The sequence below is a fragment of the Zhihengliuella sp. genome (assembly GCF_031178195.1).
Classification (GTDB): domain Bacteria; phylum Actinomycetota; class Actinomycetes; order Actinomycetales; family Micrococcaceae; genus Zhihengliuella.
In genome coordinates this window covers 84,795-102,433 of sequence record NZ_JAPSJL010000007.1, presented here as the reverse complement: position 1 = coordinate 102,433, position 17,639 = coordinate 84,795, and the positions used below count along the sequence as shown (strand labels likewise).

The window sequence follows — 17,639 nt, the reverse complement described above, 5'->3', positions numbered from 1 at the left end:
GCCTAAGCTGGACCCAGCAGCACCGCAGGAGGCGAGCACACATGAGCGAGAACGACGACGGCCGGCGGCCATCCTGGGAGAACCCCTGGGAGCGCCCGCCCCGGCCCGGGCCGACCGAGCCCGAGGCCCAGCCGGACCCCGCCTCGGCGGGGCATGCGAGCGGCTACGGCCCGCCGGGGACCTCCGCCTACGGGTACGGGTACGGGTACGGATACGGCAGCCCGGAGTACCCGCGGCCGCCCCGGGCCTCCGGCCTGACGATCACGGCGCTGGTGCTCGGCATCGTGGCCGTGGTCGCCTCCGTCATCCCCGTGGTGCACTTCGTGGCCTTCGTCATCGGCCTGGCCGCCATCGTGCTCGGCATCGTCGGCCTGGCCCGCCGGCAGCCGCGTCGCGGGTTCTCCATCGCCGGCCTCGTCACGGGTGTCTTCGCCCTGCTGTTCGCCAGCCTGTGGACCGTCGCGGCCGTCGCGCTCTTCGGCTGGTTCTCCGAGTCGATGGGGGACACGGCCGCGTACCGCTTCGAGGCCATCGCCGAGACGCCCGCCACGGCCACCTACACGGCGACGCTGGAGGACATCGAGACCGTCTCCGTCGGCCCGGAGGCCCCGTTCTCGGAGGAGCTGCAGGCCCATCCGATGTTCGGCAGCATCACCGTGGTGAGCGACGGGGGCAGCGGCCGCGTCGGCTGCCGCATCCTGGACGCCGAGGGCGCGGTGGTCGCCGAGGAGTTCGGGAGCGGACCCAAGGCCACCGCCCAATGCGACATCACCGACTTCTGACCGGCGCCGGCTACGCGTCCTTGCCGCGGTAGCCGGCCCGGCGGCGGGCACCCATGACGCGCTCGACGGCGTCGAGCGCGGTCCCCGCGGCGGCGCCGGGCGCGAACGCCAGGTAGGTCGGGGCCTCGTGGTCGCGGCGCCCGAGGACCCCGGCGACGGCCGGAGACCCGTCGCCGTCGTACCGGAACGGCACGTACGTGCCGCCGGCGCGGGTCACGATGAACGCCCCGGCGGCGACGTCCCAGGGATTCGTGTCGAAGCCGAGGGTGAGGTCCGCCCAGCCGGCGGCCACGTGGGCCAGCTCGAGCGCGCCGGAGACCTTGCGCCGGACGGTCGCGTACGCGGAGACGAGCTCGGCGAAGACCTCCAGCGCGGCGTGGCCGTCCACTTCGATCGCCTCCGCGGACGGGTAGTCCGTCATCACCGACGCGGCGCTCTCCCGGTCGGCCCCGCGCGGGGCCAGCCGCTCGCCGTTGCGGAACGCGCCCGCGGCGTCGGCGGCGAAGAGGTCGCCGGACACCGGGTCGTAGACGACCCCGGCGACCACCGCGCCCTCGACCACCGCGGCGATCGAGACGCAGAAGAACGCCACCCCGTGGGCGAAGTTGCTGGTGCCGTCGATGGGGTCGATGATCCACTCGACCCGCCCGGCGCCGTGCGTCCCGCCCTCCTCGCCGCGGAAGCGGCTGTCGGGGACGGCGGCGGAGAGCGACTCGACGATGCGCGCCTCGCTGGCCCGGTCGTACTCCGTCACGAGGTCGTGGTGGTTGCGCTTGCTGGTGGCCGTCATCGCGGAGCGGAAGGCCCCGCGGAGCAGGTCGCCCACCCCGGTCGCCGCGGCCTCGGCGGCTGCGCGCAGGAGGCGCGACTCGTCGTCGGACACGGGCAGGAGGGCGGGGGAGCGTTCGGAATCGTCCACGCCCCCAGCCTAGCGACTGCGCCCGCGCCGTCCGGCGCGGCGGCCCGCTGGCCCGGGCCGCCGGCGGCGGGGTGGCCGCCGCGGGATCCGGCGCGCAACCCCGCCGGCGTGCGAGACTGAACCCATGCCCGCACCGAAAAAGCACCCGGGGGTCAAGCTCGAGGACGCCTGGCACGCCTACCGCGAGCGCGCGTCGCGTGCGCGCGGCCACCTGCCCACGGTGACGCCGTTCCGGGGGTACGGCGCCACCGCCGATCCCGACGCGGAGAACGACGCCGAGGCCAGCGGATGGGTGCGCGTGCTGGCGCGGGTGGTCCTCGCCAGACCGGGGGTCTTCACGAACGGCCTGCGCCACTCGAAGATGGTCGCCGACGGGATCCGCGGCTGGCGCAACTTCATTTCCCCGCCGATCCCGTACGCGGAGGTCGAGGCACGGGTGGGCGGCCGGGTCTTCCACGTCGACGCCGACCGGGGCGGGGTCCTGGACGTCCGGCTCGCGATCGACCTCGAGCCCGGGTGGCACGAGGTCGTGCTCACCGCGGAGGGATCCGAGCCGTCCACGGTCGACGTCTTCGTGGTCGACGCGTCCTCCGACTTCGGGATCGTCTGCGACGTCGACGACACCGTGGTCGTCACCGCCCTGCCGCGGCCGCTGCTGGCCGCCTGGAACTCGTTCGTGCTCTCCGAGCACGCCCGCCTGGCCACGCCCGGGATGGCCGTCATGATGGAGCGGCTCGTCACCACGTGGCCCGGGTCCCCGGTCCTCTACGTCTCCACTGGCGCGTGGAACGCGGCGGCCACCCTCACTCGCTTCCTGACCCGGAACCTCTACCCGACGGGACCGCTGCTGCTCACCGACTGGGGCCCCACCGAGGGGCGCTGGTTCCGCTCCGGCCTCCAGCACAAGGTGGACGAGCTCCGTCGCCTGGCCCAGGAGTTCCCGCACATCAAGTGGCTCCTCATCGGCGACGACGGACAGCACGACCCCGAGATCTACGCCGAGTTCGCCAGCCGCCACCCCGGGCACGTGCGGGCGATCGTGATCCGCCAGCTGACGCCATCGGAGGCCGTGCTGGCCGGCGGCCGCTCCTTCCACACGGTCCACGCGACGCCGGGGGTCCCGTGGGTCTACGGGCCCGACGGCGCGACGATCGCCCAGCAGCTCCAGGACCTCGGCCTCCTCGAGGAGGCCGACGGTGAGTAAGGGGGCGGCCGCTCCGCCCGCCGGACGGCGGGTCCTGGTCCGCGTGCCCATGCGCTGGGCCGACATGGACGCCTACGGGCACATCAACAACGTCAACATCGTCCGCATGATGGAGGAGGCCCGGATCGCGGCCTTCGGCGTGCCGGGCGGGACGGGCCGCCCCGGCGTCGAGCCCGCGGTGGATCTCTTCGCCAACGTCCCCGCCGGCACCCAGGTGCTCGTGGTGGAGCACCGCGTCCGCTACGCGCAGCCGCTGGAGTACCGCAACATCCCCGCGGAGGTCGACGTGTGGGCCTCCAATCCCAAGGCCGCCAGCTTCGACATCAGCTACGAGTTCCGCGATCCCGCCGACGGTCACGTCTGCGTGCGGGCGCTGACCACGCTGGCGTTCTTCTCCACGGCGGATCAGCGGCTGATGCGGCTCCCCGCGGAGCACCGGTCCGCGCTCGCCGGGTTCGTGGGGCCCCCGGCCGTCGGGTAGCAGGCGGGTTCCGGCGGCGGGCCTCCTCCCGGGTGGCCGGCCTCGATGCCGGCGCCGGCCGGGCACGCCTCGACCGGCTCGGGTGCGAGGCTCAGTGCCCGCCGGACGATCTCGCGCCGCAGCAGCCGCCGTCGGCCCGGGCGTGCCACGACGATCTCCGGGCCGATCAGGGTGCGTTGCTCCGCGTTCCAGAGGCAGCCCCGGCCGAGCGGAAGGAAACGTGCGACGGCGGCCGGGTCGTGGTGGTAGGCCTCGAACGGCGCGCCCGACGCCGGCTGGACGGTGATCCGGCCGTCCCCGGGGTCGAGGCGCGTCACCGTAGCGGGCAGCCAGCTGCGGCGGTCGCCCTCGAGGACGGCGAGGATCTGGGCGGTGCTCGGCGCGTGGCCGGGAGCCGGGGCGGCGCACGCGGCACCGCGCTCGGCAAAGACGACTGTCACAGGGGTATCCCTTCGTTGCTCTTGCCCGTACGCGTCGGCGCAGGGCCGCTTCGTCATCCGAACCACCCGTGAGACCGCCGTGGGGCGCCCTGTGAGCATGGGGTTGGTGCGCGGCCGGGTCGGAGCCCGTCGTTGGCCGCATCTCATGAAGCTGCCACCATCCTATAGCGACCGGCCAGGCTCGGGGCAACTGCCGGCCGGGCGATGGTTTGCGATTCAATCCACGTTAGGAGAGCCTAAGAACCGAGGCCCGGTTCCGTTCCACCGGGCGCGCCGACGAAGGAGTGACCCATGTCCGACGCCCGTCCAGCACGGGGGCCGAAGCCCCAGGTGGTCCTGGAGGTCCTGCGCACTGAGCGGATCGGCGGCCACCTGGTCAGGCTCACGCTCGGCGGGGAGGGCTTCGCGGCCTTCCAGGACAAGGAGGCCACGGACAAGTACGTCAAGCTCCTCTTCGCCGACCCGGAGCTCGGCCTGACGCCTCCGTACAACCTGGAGGAGCTGGCCAAGGCCCTGCCGCCGGAGCGGATGCCGGTCCGGCGCACCTACACCGTCCACGACGTCGACCACGACGCACGGACGCTGCAGATCGACTTCGTGGTCCACGGCGACCAGGGCCTCGCCGGGCCGTGGGCCGAGCGCGCCCGGCCCGGCGACGTCGTCTGCTTCGCGGGCCCCGGCGGGCTGTACCTGCCGGATTCCGAGGCCGACTGGCACCTCATCGGCGGCGACGAGTCCGCCCTGCCGGCGGTCTCGGCCACCCTCGCCGCGCTGCCGGCGGACGCCCGCGGCCTCGTTTGGCTGGAGGTGGCCGACGCCGCTGACGAGATCCCGCTGGAGGTGCCTGCGGGTGTGGAGGTCCACTGGGTGCACCGGGGCGGCCCGTTCACGCCGGAGTCGACCCGTCTGGCGGCGGCGATCCAGGCCGGGCCGTGGCTGGACGGGGACGTCCAGGTCTTCGTGCACGGCGAGCGCGAGATGATCAAGGCCGTCCGCCGGTACCTCACGGACGTCCGGGGAGTGGCGCGCAGTCGGATGTCGCTCTCCCCGTACTGGGCCTACGGCCGGGTCGAGGATGTCTTCCAGGCGGAGAAGCGCGAGCCGATCGGGCAGATCTTCCCCGAGAACCAGCCGGCCCCCGGGAACTGAGTCCGGGGAGCCGACGGGCCCGGTTCAGTCCCGCTCGTCGAGGCGGAGGAACGCGCCGAGCTCGGCCATGGCCTCTGGACTTGCGGGCAGGTAGTCCGTCAGCCGGGGCGACCGGATGATGACCGCGCGCCACATGCCGCGCGAGACCGCGACATTGAGCCGGTTGCGGTTCAGGAGGAAGTCCATCCCGCGGGGCGCTTCCTCGGGGGACGAGACCGCCAGGGACAGGATGACGACCGGGGCCTCCTGGCCCTGGAACCTGTCCACCGTGCCGACGCGCACCCGGTGAAGCCCCGCCGCGTCCAGTGCCTCCCGCAGCAGCTGGACCTGGGCGTTGTAGGCGGCGACCACGAGGATCTGCTCCTCGTCCAGGGGCCGCGGTTCGGTGTCCCGGCCCGCCGTCCGTCGGGCGTCGCGGCGGTCCGGATCGTGCCAGAGCGCGCCGAGGTGCCGGCGGACCTGTTCCACCGTCGCCTCCGCCTCCTCCGGCGAGGACGTGGTGCAGCCGGCATGGTCCACGAGGACGGTCTCGATGCCTGCGGGGAACCCCTCGAGTCGGCGCCGCGACGCCGCCGGGGCGGACTCGAGCGCTCCGGCGTAGCTGAGCCGTGAGACCGGCCGGCACAGTTCCGGGTGCATCCGCCACGTGTCGGCCAGGAAGTAGCCGAGCTCCGGCGGGAGGGTGGCGCGGCCGGCTGAGAGCCAGCCCAGGGCCGATTCGTCGACCGGGGCCGGGTGCTGCCCCTGGGAGACCTGCGGGAGTTGCTGCGGGTCGCCCAGAAGCAACAGGTTCCGGGCCGCCTCGCCCACGGCGAGCGTGTTCGCCAGGGAGAACTGCCCGGCCTCGTCGACGACTAACAGGTCCAGGGCCCTCCGGGGCACCCGGCGTCCCGTCATGGTCCAGGCGGTTCCGCCGATGAGGCAGCCGCCCGGCTCGGCCAGCAGGTCCTCGAGGGCGTCGTCGGTGATGCGGGTCCACGGAGGGGCGTCCGCTGCCGCGCCGGGCTTGGGCCTCTTGGCGACGCGGTCGGCCGGGACGCCGGCCTCCACGGCCCGGGCCAGCAGTCCGTCGACGGTGACATGGCTCTGGGCCACGACGCCGACCTTCCAACCCTCCTCGACCAGTCGTTCGATGACGCGCGCTCCCACGTAGGTCTTCCCGGTCCCCGGCGGACCCTGGACGGCCAGATAGGAGCCGTCGAGGCGGCGCACCGCCTCCGTCACCGCGGCGGTGTAGTCGTGGCCGGTGGCGGTCGGCTGCACCGGAGGGAGCGCGAGGCCGTCCCGCAGCCGCGGCTCGGCGCGGGTCAGGAGATCCATCCCGGCGGTGGCGGGCAGGGAGGGGAGCGCGGCGCCGACGTCGTGGGCGACCTCCGCGAGGGCCTGCTCGATCGAGGTGGTGTCGATCGGCCGGCCCGGGGTCAGGGCCAGCGGGAGATCCGTGTAGCCCTCGGCGCCGGTGCGGGCGCGCTCGGTGCCGACGAGCGCGATCCGGCCGTCCGCGTCCGGCTGCATGGCGTCGACGGTGAGGCCGAAGTGCCCGGCTCGCCGCATCTCCGCCCGCCTGCCGGCTTGGTGCGCGGCGGGGGCGGGCGACGGCTCCGGCCGGAGCTGCTCGGGGACCGGTGCGTCGTACAGGGCGAACCAGTTGGATCCGGCTCCGAGCACCGTGCCCTCGCCGGGGCGACCGGTCAGGCGCAGGCGGCGCTGGAAGGTCCGCTTGCGCGGCGGCTTCTCCCAGTCCGTCTCCACCTCGCCGTGCTCGACGACGATCACGTCGCGGGTGTCCCGCCAGTCGTCGAGGCTGCCCTCGAGCCGGTCGAAGTGGGCCCACCAGAACTGCTTGCGCTCCCGGCGGTGATAGGCCGTGGCTGCGGCCGTGAGGGCGACGGCCCGCTGCTGCGGCGTCTGGGCGGCCGCGTCGGGGAGGCCTGCGAGGTACTCCGCGAGACGGGCCTCCTCGGGGCTCGGCTCCTCGTCCGCCGGCGCCGCCGGCGGATCCGCCGCCCGGGCGGAGGGGCCGGCCCCGGCGGTGTCCCCGGGGCCGGAGGGATCCGCGAGAGCGAGCGTCCGCGCCGGGTGCCGGCGTCCGAGGTCGAGGAGCCAGTCGCGCAGCCGCAGCGTGGAGAGGCAGTCGTACCGGTTGTAGTCGCCGATGCTCGCGAGGACGGCGGCCGCCTCGGCTTCGTCACCAGCATCCCGGGACGCGCAGTAGGCCGCGTAGGCGACCACGGACGCCCCGGCGTCGGTCACGTCCCCGGAGCGGTGCTCGTCACCCATGTAGAAGGGCTCGAGCTTCTTGATCGAGTAGGAGCTGGCGCTGATCCGCAGCGACTCGCGGACCGTCTCGAAGAGGTCGACGAACAGCTCCGTGCGCAGCCACTCGTCGACGACCTCCTCGGCCACGCCGTGGCGGGTGGACAGGTGGCGCAGCGCCGTCTTCTCGTAGGGGGCGTAGTGGTAGATGCGCAGCTCCGGCCACCTCCGGCGGCGCTCCTCGATGTAGTCCACGAACGCGAGGAAGGCGGCGCGCTCCTCCGCACGGGTGTGCGCCCAGAAGGGGCGGAAGACGGGGGATCCGGCGTCGTGCTCCACCACGCCGAAGAGGTACTCGAGGCCCCAGGACCCGTCGGCCGGGTCCTGCCAGAGCGGATCGCCCTCGAAGTCGAAGAAGACGTCCCCGGCGCACGGCGCGGGGAGCGCCTCGAGCCGGTGGTGCTCCAGGACCCGGAAGCGGAGGGACTCGTCGCCGGGTGCCCCGCCGTCGCCGGGCTCGAGCCCGCACTGCATGCGGGCCTGGTCCCGGAGCCGGGACAGGGCCCCGGTGGAGACGCGCAGCCCGGCCGCGCGGGCGGCGCCGTCCGTCAGGCCGGCGAGCTCGCGCACCGTCCGCACGCCGATGGCGCGCAGGCGGGCCCGGGTGGAGAGGGTCATCCGCGCGACGAGCAGCAGGTCGTCGCCTTCCCGCGCCGCGGCTGCGCAGTAGTCGCAGCGCCCGCACACGAGCAGGCCCGGTTGTTCCCAGGAGACGGGATCGGGCTGGGCGCGGTGCGCTCCGACGAGGTCGAGGAAGCGCCGGCGCCGGTCCCGGAGGACGGGGATGAGCTCCTGCACCGGGTGCCGGGACTGCCGGTCCGTGCCCAGCACGAGCACGGCGTCGTCGGACGGCTGCAGCCCGAGCAGTTCGAGCTGCTCGGCGTAGGCGGCGATCTGCAGCAGGGCCGTCGGCTTGGCGTGCCGGGCGAGCTTGGTGTCCCAGACGGCGTAGCGGCCGTCCGGCTCGCGGACCAGGAAGTCCGCGAAACCGACGAAACCGTCGTTCCAGAAGGTGGCCTGGAAGACGACGTCGGCCCCCGACCCCAGCGCGTCCTCGGTCGCCCGCCGCCGCTGCTCGAGGACGTCCGGGGACGTCTCACCGGCGGCGGGCAGCTCCAGGACGCCACCGCCCGTGGCGGGGTCCCAGCGGCCGAAGCGGGCGATGAGCCCGTCCAGGACGCGCCGCTCGTGGGCGTCGCCGAGGCGGGCCGCGCGCTCGAGCATCTCGTCCGGCGCGTTCACCGGGGCCGGGCGCCGACCGAGCCGGTCGTCGAGCTTGACCAGGGCCTGGTACTCGCACTGGCTCGCGAGGACCAGGTCGCTCGCCGAGTAGACGAGGTCGCCGCCCGGCTGCAGCAGGTACATCGGGGCGGCTCTACTCGCCGCGCTTCTTCGCGGCCCCCGCCCGGTCCTTCCGGCGAGGCCCGCCCAGGACGAGCGAGCCCAGGGCGGTGGCGCCGGTGGCGGTGAAGACCGCGGGCCACGCACCGATGCGCTTGGCCAACGGGTGGGACAGGCCGAACGACGCCACGTACAGGGCGGTGAGCAGCGTGGCGCGGGCCGTGCCGGCGTCGTTCTTCCAGACGGTGAAGGCGGCCGCGCCGCAGGCCGCGAGGACGGTCCCGCCGGCCTGGCGATTGCCGGTGTCGCGTGCAACCTTGTAGCCGAGCAGGAGGCCGGCCTTGGCGAGGCCGGTGGAGACGAGACGGGACATGGTGGCTCCTGTGGGTCGGGGTGCTGGCTGTCCGTCTCAGCATAGGTGGGAGGACTGTGGGTTTGGTGCGTCAAGGAGCGTCGCGTTGCGCCAACCTCGAGGGGCGCGCGCTAGGCTGAGATGCACCGCACAGCAACCGGGAGCATGTGGCCGATCCGTCGTCGGACGGGGGCCGGAAGGGGCACTATGAGCGAGCGCAGCACGGGCGAGGGCCTTCACGACCGGTCGGCTTTCGGGCCGGGTCCGGCCGAGCCGCAGGATTCGACCGAGGCGGTGCTGCCGACGGTGGACGCCGGCTGGCTGCGCGTGGGCGGCCGCACCCATGCCATGACGCTGCCCTCGTTCGACGTCAACGTCGGCCTGGTCATCGGCGACGAGCGCGCCCTTCTGGTGGACACCGGCTCCGGACCGGCCGACGCAGCGCGGATCCACGCCGCCGTCCGCGAGGTCACGGACCTGCCGCTCGTGGTGGTCAACACCCATGCGCACGCGGACCACTTCTTCGGCAACGCCTACTTCGCCGCCCAGGGCGTCGAGGAGTTCTGGGCCCATGCCGGGGCCGCCGCGGCCATGGAGGCCGCGGGCGAGTCCCAGCGGGCGCTGGTGCGCACGGCGGATCCCGCGATGGCCGCCGCCGACGGCGAGCACACGGGGCTGCACCTGCCCACGCACCTCGTCCGCGACGAGCCGGTCGACATCGATCTCGGCGGGCACACCGTGACGCTCTTCCATCTGGGCCAGGGCCACACGGACGGCGACCTGCTCGTCGGCTCGGACAGTGTCCTGTTCGCGGGCGACCTCGTCGAGGAGGGCGGCCACCCGAGCTTCGAGGACTCCTACCCCTACGAGTGGCGCAAGACGCTTGGGAAGATCATCGCGATCGACGAGCTCTACTCCGAGATCGTCCCCGGTCACGGGCGTCTGGTGGATCCGGACTTCGTCCGGTCCCAGCTGAAGAACCTGCGTCAGGCGATCCGCACCTGCACCACGGCGATCCATGAGGCGTCGGTGGACTACACGAAGGCCGTCCCGGTCCTGCCCTACGGTCCCGTCCAGTCCCGCCACCTGATCATCCGGCTCAAGGAGACGGAGCCGGGCAACGTCGTCCCGCCCCACTAGGCGGACGGGGCGTTGGGTGCGGAGAACTTCCGGCTGCGCGATCTGGGACTGAGGGTCTACGGGCCGTCGCTCCTCTACGCGGTCGGCCTCGGCGCCATCACTCCGGTGATCGCGCTCAGTGCCCGCGCGCTGGGCGCGTCGGTCGCGACGGCGGCGCTCGTGGTGACGCTGATCGGCGTCGGATCGCTCATCACGAACGTGCCGGCGGCGCTGCTGACGGCGCGGTTCGGCGAGCGCAACTCCATGATCGCCGCGGCCGGAGTGGCGGCGCTCGGGATGGTGCTCGCGCTCCTGGCCGACGACGTCGTCGTGCTCTCCGCCGCGATCCTGCTCGTCGGCATGGCCGGCGCCGTCTTCAACCTCGCCCGCCAGAGCTACCTGGCGGAGGCCGTCCCCGCGTACTTCCGGGCCCGGGCCATGTCCACGCTCGGCGGCACCATCCGCATCGGGGCGTTCGCCGGCCCGTTCCTGGGCGCGGCCGTGATGTCCTTCGTCGGCCTGGAAGGCGCCTACTGGTTCGGGCTCGCGGCCATGCTCGCGGCGGCGGGCGTCGGGTTCCTCGTCCCCGAGCTCCCGGTGCCCATCGCGCCGGGGCCGGCAGGGGCCGGACCACCGATGCGGTCCACGCCGCCGGACGGCCAGGCGGCGGACCCCCTGACGGCCGACGCGTCCGGGACCGGCCGCACGACCATGCGCGCCATCGGGGCCCGGTACTGGCGGGTCTTCGCCACCGTCGGCACCGGCGTCGTCATCCTCTCCGCGATTCGGGCCTCGCGCCAGGTCGTCATCCCCCTGTGGGCGGACCAGCTGGGTCTGGACGCCTCCACCGCGGCGGTCGTCTACGGCATCTCGGGTGCGCTCGACGTGCTGGTCTTCTACCCGGCCGGGCGGCTTGCGGACCGCAAAGGGCATGTCTGGGCCGGGGTGCCGTGCGTGTTCTTCCTCAGCGTCTCGCTGGCTCTGCTCCCGTTCGCGCACGACGTCGCGACGCTGACGGCGGTCGGCGCGCTCATGGGGCTGTCCAACGGGATGGGCACGGGGATCGTCATGACGCTCGGCGCCGAGTACGCGCCGCCGGACGCCCGGCCGCAGTTCCTGGGGCTGTGGAGACTGTTCGCCGACACCGGGATGATGGCCGGGCCGATCGTGCTCTCCGCGGTGGCCTCCGCGGTCTCGCTCGCGGCGGGGATGTGGGTGCTCGCCGGCGCTGGACTCGTGGGGACCGGGGTGTTCGCCTGGTACCTGCCCCTGTACCAGCGGGCCCGGCCCGGACGGACGCGCTGAGTTCGGCCGCCCGCTGACGCGGAAGCCGCCGAGCGGTCAGTGCCGGGGCCGGATCCGGCTCTGCAGCATGTAGACGGCATTCGTCAGGCCGAAGGAGAGCAGCGCGGCGCTGCCGATGGCCAGGACGCCGCCGAGCAGGAACCCCAGCAGCTGCTGCGGGTCGTCGCCGCCGTCGGTGCTCGGGAGGAACACGAGCAGGCCCGCGGAGGAGCCGACGGCCAGCAGGCCCGGCACCCACAGCAGCACCGACCAGATCCGGGACGCGGCCCAGAACGGGCGCGGGTGCCAGCGGTTCCAGCGCGGCGCCGCGACGGAGAGGCACCAGCCGGTGAGCAGGGCCCAGACCCCCGTGACGAGGTACGCGCCGACGATGTCGGCGGGACGGTGCCAGCCGAGCACGAGCGTCGCCATCCCGGCGACCGCGGCGAACAAGCCCCCGAGGAGGGCCACGAGCGGCCGCCACCGCGGGGTCACCACGGCGTACACGGCGAACATCGAGGCCGCAGCGAGCGTGGTGTGACCCGACGGGAACGAGTTGACGGTGGCCTCGGAGATGCCCATGTCCGGCCGGGCCAGCAGCTCGTGCTTGAGCAGCTGCGTGGTCAGGAGGGCGCCGCCCGTGCCCAGCAGCGTGATCAGCGGGGCCGTCACCGACCGGTGCACGATCGCGGCGGTCACCAGCGCGATCGCCCCGAGGACGGCGGAGACCCGGGGGAGTTCGCCCAGCAGCGCCAGGGCCGGGAGCCGGGCCTCGTCGCGCGCGGCGAGGAAGACGTTCGCCCCGCGGAGCGCGTCGTCGTCCACCTGCTGGCCCGTCGGCGTCAGCACGAACAGCCAGTAGATCCCCGCGAAGGCGGCGGCGACCACCAGCAGGGCGACGATCCAGCCGACCGGCCAGAGCACCCGCTGTCCATCGCGCCCGCCCCGGCGGGTGCCGTCACTCGTGTGAGTCATCGCCCCCAGCTTGCCACGGCGTCGGTCTAAAGTGACGTATATGCCCGTGCCGAATCCGTCACCCCCGTCGACCCCGACGCCACCGACGACCGGTGGGCCGCCGGCGGGGGCAGGTCCGCTGCCGCTGGATCTGCCTCCGCTGGAGCTGCCCCCGCTGGAGCTGCCCCCGCTGGACGAGGTCCTCGCGGCCCTGCACGTGGTGCGGCTGCCGCTGACCGTCCGCTTCCGCGGCGTCACCGAGCGCGAGGCCGTGATCCTCACCGGCCCGCGCGAGCACGCGGAGTTCTCCCCGTTCCTGGAGTACGACGACGCCGAGGCGGCGGCCTGGCTGCGCTGCGCGCTCGAGGCCGGCTGGCACGGATTCCCGGCCCCGCGCCGGGCGGAGATCCCCGTGAACGCGACCGTCCCGGCGGTCGCTCCGGACGCCGTCGCCTCCGTCCTGGCCCGGTACGGCAGCGCCGGTCCCCACACCGTCAAGGTCAAGGTCGCCGAGCGCGGGCAGACCCTGCACGACGACGTCGCGCGCCTCGCCGAGGTCCGCCGGCTGGCCCCGTCGGCGGCCCTGCGCGTGGACGCCAACGGCGGCTGGGGCCACCGCGAGGCGCTGTCGGCCCTCGAGGCGCTCGCCGGGTTCGGGCTCCAGTACGCCGAGCAGCCCGTCCCCGGCGTCGAGCCGCTGGCGGAGCTGCGCGCCGAGCTCGTCCGCCGCGGACTGCCCGTGCCGATCGCCGCCGACGAGGCGGTCCGCAAGGAGACGGACCCGCTCGCGGTCGCCCGACTCGGCGCGGCCGATGTGATCGTCATCAAGGCCCAGCCGCTCGGGGGAGTGCGAGCCGCGCTGGCGATCGTCGCCGCCTCCGGCCTGCCCGCCGTCGTCAGCTCCGCACTGGACACGTCCGTGGGGACTCGGGCGGGGGCCGCGCTGGCCGCCGCGCTGCCCGAGCTCCCGTACGCGTGCGGGCTCGGCACGGTCGCCCTCTTCGGCGAGGACGTGGCCGAGGACCGCTACATGCCGCGCAACGGCGCTCTGGACCTGCGCCGGGTCGCCGCCGATCCGGAGCTGCTCGAGCGGCACCGGGCCGCCGCCGAGCGCCGCGCCTGGTGGGTCGGGCGCGTACGCCGCTGCTATGAACAGCTGGTGAACTCCCCGTCGCCCGCCGTTCAGGCGGACGCTCCGAAGTAGTCGCTTGAAGCTGAGAACGTGAGGGCCGGAAAGTCCACACCAAGCGAAAGACGGACGATGACTCCTCGCAACCTGCTCCAGCTCCTCCCGATGGCCGGTCACACCCGGGGCAACCGCTCCGCCGCCACCTGCCACTTCAAGTGCGGCGACGCGTGCGCCAAGGACGTCTGCAACACCAGCAGCAACGCGTACTTCCGCGACATCGCCGACCAGGCGCTGTCCCGGCGCGCGGCGCTGGGCCTCGGCGGCGTGGCCGCCGCCGCCGTCGTCGTCGGCCAACAGGTCGCGTCCGCGCCGTCGGCCGCGGCGGACGCCGGCGGATTCGGCAAGGGCGGCGGCAAGCTGCCGTTCCAGGCCATCGCGCCGGTCGAGCGGACCGTCGACGCCGTCACGGTCCCCGAGGGCTACGACTGGTCGCCGGTCATCCGCTGGGGCGACCCCCTGTTCTCCTCCGCGGGAGAGTTCGATCCCTCGAACCAGTCCGCCGAGGACCAGAAGCAGCGCTTCGGCTACAACTGCGACTACCTGAACATCATCGCCGACCGCGGCAACGGCACCACCGGCGTCCTCGTCGCCAACCACGAGTACACCAACGAGAATGTGATGTTCGACCCGGCCTGGCTCGAGGCGAACCCGGACGAGGCGCGCCTGACGGCGATGGCCGCACACGGCTTCTCCGTGGTGGAGGTCCGTCGCGACAAGGCCGGCGGCGTCTGGAAGCCGGTGATCGACGGCAAGCGCAACCGCCGCATCCACATGCACACCGAGTTCGTCCTCGACGGCCCGGCCGCCGGATCGGACCTGCTCAAGACCAAGGACGACCCGACCGGCACGGTCGTGTGGGGCATGAACAACAACTGCTCCGGCGGGACGACCCCGTGGGGCACCGTGCTCACCGGCGAGGAGAACTTCAACCAGTACTACGTCGGGCGCGGGACCCCCGAGGAGGCGCGCTACGGGATCGGCACCGACCCGAGCAGCCGTGGCTGGGAGCTGACCGAGGCGCGCTTCGACGCCAAGAACGACGGCTACGAGAACGAGGCCAACCGCTTCGGCTACATCGTCGAGATCGACCCCCACGACCCGGAGTCGACTCCCGTCAAGCACACCGCCCTGGGCCGCTTCAAGCACGAGGGCGCCAACGTCACGATCGCCGCCGACGGCCGCGCCGTCGCCTACCTGGGCGACGACGAGCGGTTCGACTACATCTACAAGTTCGTCTCCAAGAACAAGTACCGCGAGGGCGACCGCGAGCACAACAAGACCCTGCTGTCCGAGGGCGACCTCTATGTCGCCAAGTTCAACGCGACCAGCGCCGCCGAGATCGACGGCTCCGGCAAGCTCCCGTCCGACGGCGCCTTCGACGGCTCAGGCGAGTGGCTGCCGCTCCTGGTCCGCGGCACCTCCCGCGTGCCCGGCATGAGCGTCGAGGAGGTCCTCGTCTACACGCGCCTGGCCGGCGACAAGGTCGGTGCCACCAAGATGGACCGCCCGGAGGACATCGACGTGAACCCGGCCACCGGCAAGGTGTACGCGGCACTGACCAACAACACCCGCCGCGGCACGGACGGCAAGGCGCTCGCCGACGAGGCGAACCCGCGCTCGCGCAACCGCGACGGCCACGTCCTCGAGCTCACCGAGCGCAACAACGACGCCGCCTCGCTCACCTTCGGCTGGAACATCCTCCTGGTCGCCGGCGATCCCTCCGTCGACACCACGACCTACTTCTCCGGCTACCCGGCGGAGAAGGTCTCGCCGATCTCCTGCCCGGACAACGTCGCCTTCGACTCGGCCGGCAACCTGTGGATCTCCACCGACGGGCAGCCGGGCACCATCGGCTACGCCGACGCCCTGCACAAGGTCACGCTCACCGGCGACGAGCGGGGTCGCGTGCAGCAGTTCCTCGCGGTCCCGAACGGTGCCGAGACCTGCGGCCCCGTCATCCACGACCGCGAGAACACAGTGTTCGTGTCCATTCAGCACCCGGGCGACGACGGCACCTGGGACGAGCCGACGTCGTTCTTCCCGGACTACGTGGACTCCCGGGAGACGGCCGGCGGGGGCGAGTTCTTCGGTCCACGCCCCTCCGTCATCCAGGTGTTCCGCACCACCGGGAACAACGGCAACGGCAAGGGTCGCGGCCCCCGGAAGTAGCCCGGCGGGTCCGGGGCGCGCAACCCGCCGGCCGCGGCGGTGGGAACCGGCTCTGGCCAGGAGCGAGGCGCGCGGGGCGCCACCGGGCCCGCCCTAGGATGGGGGCATGACGACGTCCGGCGCCACGACCCCCGATCCCCGCGAACTGGGCTCGCTCGAACTGGGCTCGCTCGAGGTGGCCCGCCTCCTGCTCGACGAACTCCTCGAGCAGGGGGTGGGCCACCTCCTGCTGTCCCCGGGCTCGCGCAGCGCCCCGCTGGCGTACGCCGCCGCGGAGGCCGAGTCCGCCGGGCGGCTCGCGGTGCACGTGCGCATCGACGAGCGCGACGCCGGCTTCACCGCTCTGGGCCTGGCCCTCGCCTCCGGTGCGCCCGTGGCCGTGGCGACGACGTCCGGCACCGCCGTCGGCGAGCTCCTGCCGGCCGTGATGGAGGCCGACCACGCCGGGGTGCCCCTCGTGGTGCTCTCCGCGGACCGCCCGGCCGAGCTCCACGGCACCGGCGCCAACCAGACCACCCGCCAGTCCGGGATCTTCGGGACGCACGTGCGCGCCGAGGTCGGCGTCCCCGCGGGGGCGGACCCCCGCACGCGCCTGGAGCCGGTCCTGACGGCGCTCGCGGGCTGCGGCGCCCGCGGCGTGGGGCCCGTGCATGTCAACGTCGAGTTCCGCGACCCGCTCGTCCCGGACGACGGCGACAGCCTCGCCGGGGCGAGCCGGTCCCGGGGGACCGGGTCCCGGACCGCGGCCGCCCCTGCCGTCGAGCCCGCTGCCGGGCGCGCGGCGGTGCGGCAGCCGGCGGTGTCCGCGGCAGACCTGCCCCGGCGCCGGACGGTCGTGGTCGCCGGGCACGGCGCCGGTGCGGAGGCCGAGCGGTTCGCCCGCGTGCTGGACCTGCCGTTGCTCGCGGAGCCGAGCTCCAACGCGCGGTTCGGACCGAACGCGATCGGCCCGTACCGCGTCCTGCTGGGCTACTTCGCCGGCCACGGGGACGCCCCGGCGCCGTCCGGGGAGCGGATCGAGCGGGTAGTCGTGTTCGGCCGGCCGACCCTCAGCCGGCCCGTCGCCCGGCTGCTCGCCGACGCGCGGATCCCCTCCGCCCTGTACGTCCCGGACCCGGTCGGCTGGTTCGAACCGGGCCGCCGGCGCGAGGCCGTGATCGCCGACCTCGACGAGCTCGCGGCCTTCGCCGGCGCCGGACCGGCCTGGTGGCTCGACGCGTGGCGGGGGGCCGCCGAGCTGGCGGAAGCGGCCGTGGAGCAGGTGCTGGAGGCCGAGCGGCGCGGCGGGCTGACCGGTCCCGACGTCGCCCGGGCCGTCTGGGAGGCTGCGCTGGAGCAACTGGTCATCGGCTCCTCGAACGCGATCCGCGACGCCGATCTCTGGGCGCCCCCCGCCGCCGGTGCGGGGGAGCGGCGTGTCTACGCGAACCGCGGCCTGGCCGGGATCGACGGCACCGTCGCCACGGCCACAGGCATCGCGACCGCCGGCACCTCCGGGCCGGAGGGCGCGCGCACGTGCCTGCTCGTGGGCGACGTGACGTTCCTGCACGACGTCGGCGGGCTGCTCCTCGGCGACGGGGAGATCGAGCCTCCCCTCGACGTCGTGGTCCTCAACGACGCCGGCGGGGCGATCTTCTCGACGCTCGAGCACGGCCAGGTGGCCGCGGGCGGCGCCTACGGGGACGCCGTCGAGCGCCTCTTCGGAACCCCGCACCGCGTGCGGCTCGAGGCCCTGGCCGAGGCGTACGGGCTCGACTATGCAGCCGTCCGGACGCTGGAGGAGCTGCGGGCGGTCCTCGCCGCGTCGCCCGCGCGGCCGCGGCGCATCATCGACGTCGCACTGCTGCGGGACCGGGTGGTCGAGCGCAACGGCCGGATCACACAGGCGCTCGCCGCCGTCCTCGGTTAGGCGTGGGCGCGGACCCGACGATGGTGGCGCG

At 74.0% G+C, this 17,639-nt stretch carries 14 protein-coding genes and 1 riboswitch; of the genes, 9 read left to right on the top strand and 5 right to left on the bottom strand.

Annotated elements, in window-relative coordinates; translation table 11 throughout:
- Nucleotides 1-41 precede the first annotated feature (41 nt).
- A complete protein-coding gene (locus RIN46_RS10990; RefSeq protein ID WP_309081211.1) occupies nt 42-782 on the top strand; it encodes a DUF4190 domain-containing protein in 741 nt (246 codons plus the stop codon).
- Between the two features lie 10 nt (nt 783-792).
- Here the strand turns inward: RIN46_RS10990 and RIN46_RS10985 are convergent, their stop codons facing one another.
- Nucleotides 793-1,701, bottom strand: coding sequence for an inositol monophosphatase family protein (locus RIN46_RS10985; protein ID WP_309081210.1), 909 nt, complete (start codon nt 1,699-1,701; stop codon nt 793-795).
- A gap of 124 nt (nt 1,702-1,825) precedes the next feature.
- Here RIN46_RS10985 and RIN46_RS10980 point away from each other — a divergent pair, with 124 nt between their 5' ends.
- Together RIN46_RS10980 and RIN46_RS10975 are read left to right on the top strand one after the other, a co-directional pair.
- On the top strand, nt 1,826-2,905 hold the full coding sequence (locus RIN46_RS10980) for an App1 family protein (RefSeq protein WP_309081209.1): 1,080 nt from the start codon (nt 1,826-1,828) through the stop codon (nt 2,903-2,905).
- Nucleotides 2,898-3,386, top strand: coding sequence for an acyl-CoA thioesterase (locus RIN46_RS10975; RefSeq protein WP_375141868.1), 489 nt, complete (start codon nt 2,898-2,900; stop codon nt 3,384-3,386). The genes RIN46_RS10980 and RIN46_RS10975 overlap by 8 nt, the downstream gene beginning before the upstream one ends.
- On the opposite strand, the gene RIN46_RS10970 is transcribed toward RIN46_RS10975, so the two are convergent.
- Nucleotides 3,311-3,826: a hypothetical protein gene (locus RIN46_RS10970; RefSeq protein ID WP_309081208.1), complete on the bottom strand. Its 516-nt coding sequence runs from the start codon at nt 3,824-3,826 to the stop codon at nt 3,311-3,313. The two genes, RIN46_RS10975 and RIN46_RS10970, sit on opposite strands and share 76 nt — an antisense overlap.
- Nucleotides 3,827-3,838: 12 nt before the next feature.
- Nucleotides 3,839-3,977: riboswitch (SAM riboswitch) on the bottom strand.
- A 140-nt stretch (nt 3,978-4,117) separates the two neighbouring features.
- Between RIN46_RS10970 and RIN46_RS10965 the strand changes: the two genes are divergently transcribed.
- A complete protein-coding gene (locus RIN46_RS10965; protein ID WP_309081207.1) occupies nt 4,118-4,975 on the top strand; it encodes a siderophore-interacting protein in 858 nt (285 codons plus the stop codon).
- Nucleotides 4,976-4,999: 24 nt separating this feature from the next.
- On the opposite strand, the gene RIN46_RS10960 is transcribed toward RIN46_RS10965, so the two are convergent.
- Both RIN46_RS10960 and RIN46_RS10955 read right to left on the bottom strand, forming a co-directional pair.
- Nucleotides 5,000-8,656 carry a TM0106 family RecB-like putative nuclease gene (locus tag RIN46_RS10960; protein WP_309081206.1) on the bottom strand — a complete coding sequence of 1,219 codons (3,657 nt, stop codon included), beginning with the start codon at nt 8,654-8,656 and terminating at the stop codon, nt 5,000-5,002.
- Between the two features lie 10 nt (nt 8,657-8,666).
- On the bottom strand, nt 8,667-9,005 hold the full coding sequence (locus RIN46_RS10955) for a hypothetical protein (RefSeq protein WP_309081205.1): 339 nt from the start codon (nt 9,003-9,005) through the stop codon (nt 8,667-8,669).
- Nucleotides 9,006-9,191: 186 nt separating this feature from the next.
- On the opposite strand from RIN46_RS10955, the gene RIN46_RS10950 reads away from it, so the two are divergent.
- Nucleotides 9,192-10,124, top strand: coding sequence for an MBL fold metallo-hydrolase (locus RIN46_RS10950; RefSeq protein WP_309081204.1), 933 nt, complete (start codon nt 9,192-9,194; stop codon nt 10,122-10,124).
- 12 nt (nt 10,125-10,136) lie between these two features.
- Entirely contained in the window at nt 10,137-11,408 is a 1,272-nt protein-coding gene (locus tag RIN46_RS10945; protein WP_309081203.1) for an MFS transporter, read from the top strand.
- Nucleotides 11,409-11,444: 36 nt separating this feature from the next.
- On the opposite strand, the gene RIN46_RS10940 is transcribed toward RIN46_RS10945, so the two are convergent.
- Nucleotides 11,445-12,362 carry a phosphatase PAP2 family protein gene (locus RIN46_RS10940; RefSeq protein WP_309081202.1) on the bottom strand — a complete coding sequence of 306 codons (918 nt, stop codon included), beginning with the start codon at nt 12,360-12,362 and terminating at the stop codon, nt 11,445-11,447.
- A gap of 40 nt (nt 12,363-12,402) precedes the next feature.
- Here RIN46_RS10940 and RIN46_RS10935 point away from each other — a divergent pair, with 40 nt between their 5' ends.
- The 3 genes from RIN46_RS10935 (at nt 12,403) to menD (ending at nt 17,608) form a co-directional block, all read left to right on the top strand.
- Complete coding sequence (locus RIN46_RS10935) at nt 12,403-13,545, top strand: o-succinylbenzoate synthase (RefSeq protein ID WP_309081201.1); 1,143 nt, start codon at nt 12,403-12,405, stop codon at nt 13,543-13,545.
- A 57-nt stretch (nt 13,546-13,602) separates the two neighbouring features.
- Nucleotides 13,603-15,699: a PhoX family phosphatase gene (locus tag RIN46_RS10930; protein WP_309081200.1), complete on the top strand. Its 2,097-nt coding sequence runs from the start codon at nt 13,603-13,605 to the stop codon at nt 15,697-15,699.
- A 106-nt stretch (nt 15,700-15,805) separates the two neighbouring features.
- Entirely contained in the window at nt 15,806-17,608 is a 1,803-nt protein-coding gene (menD, locus tag RIN46_RS10925; protein WP_309081199.1) for a 2-succinyl-5-enolpyruvyl-6-hydroxy-3-cyclohexene-1-carboxylic-acid synthase, read from the top strand.
- Nucleotides 17,609-17,639 lie beyond the last annotated feature (31 nt).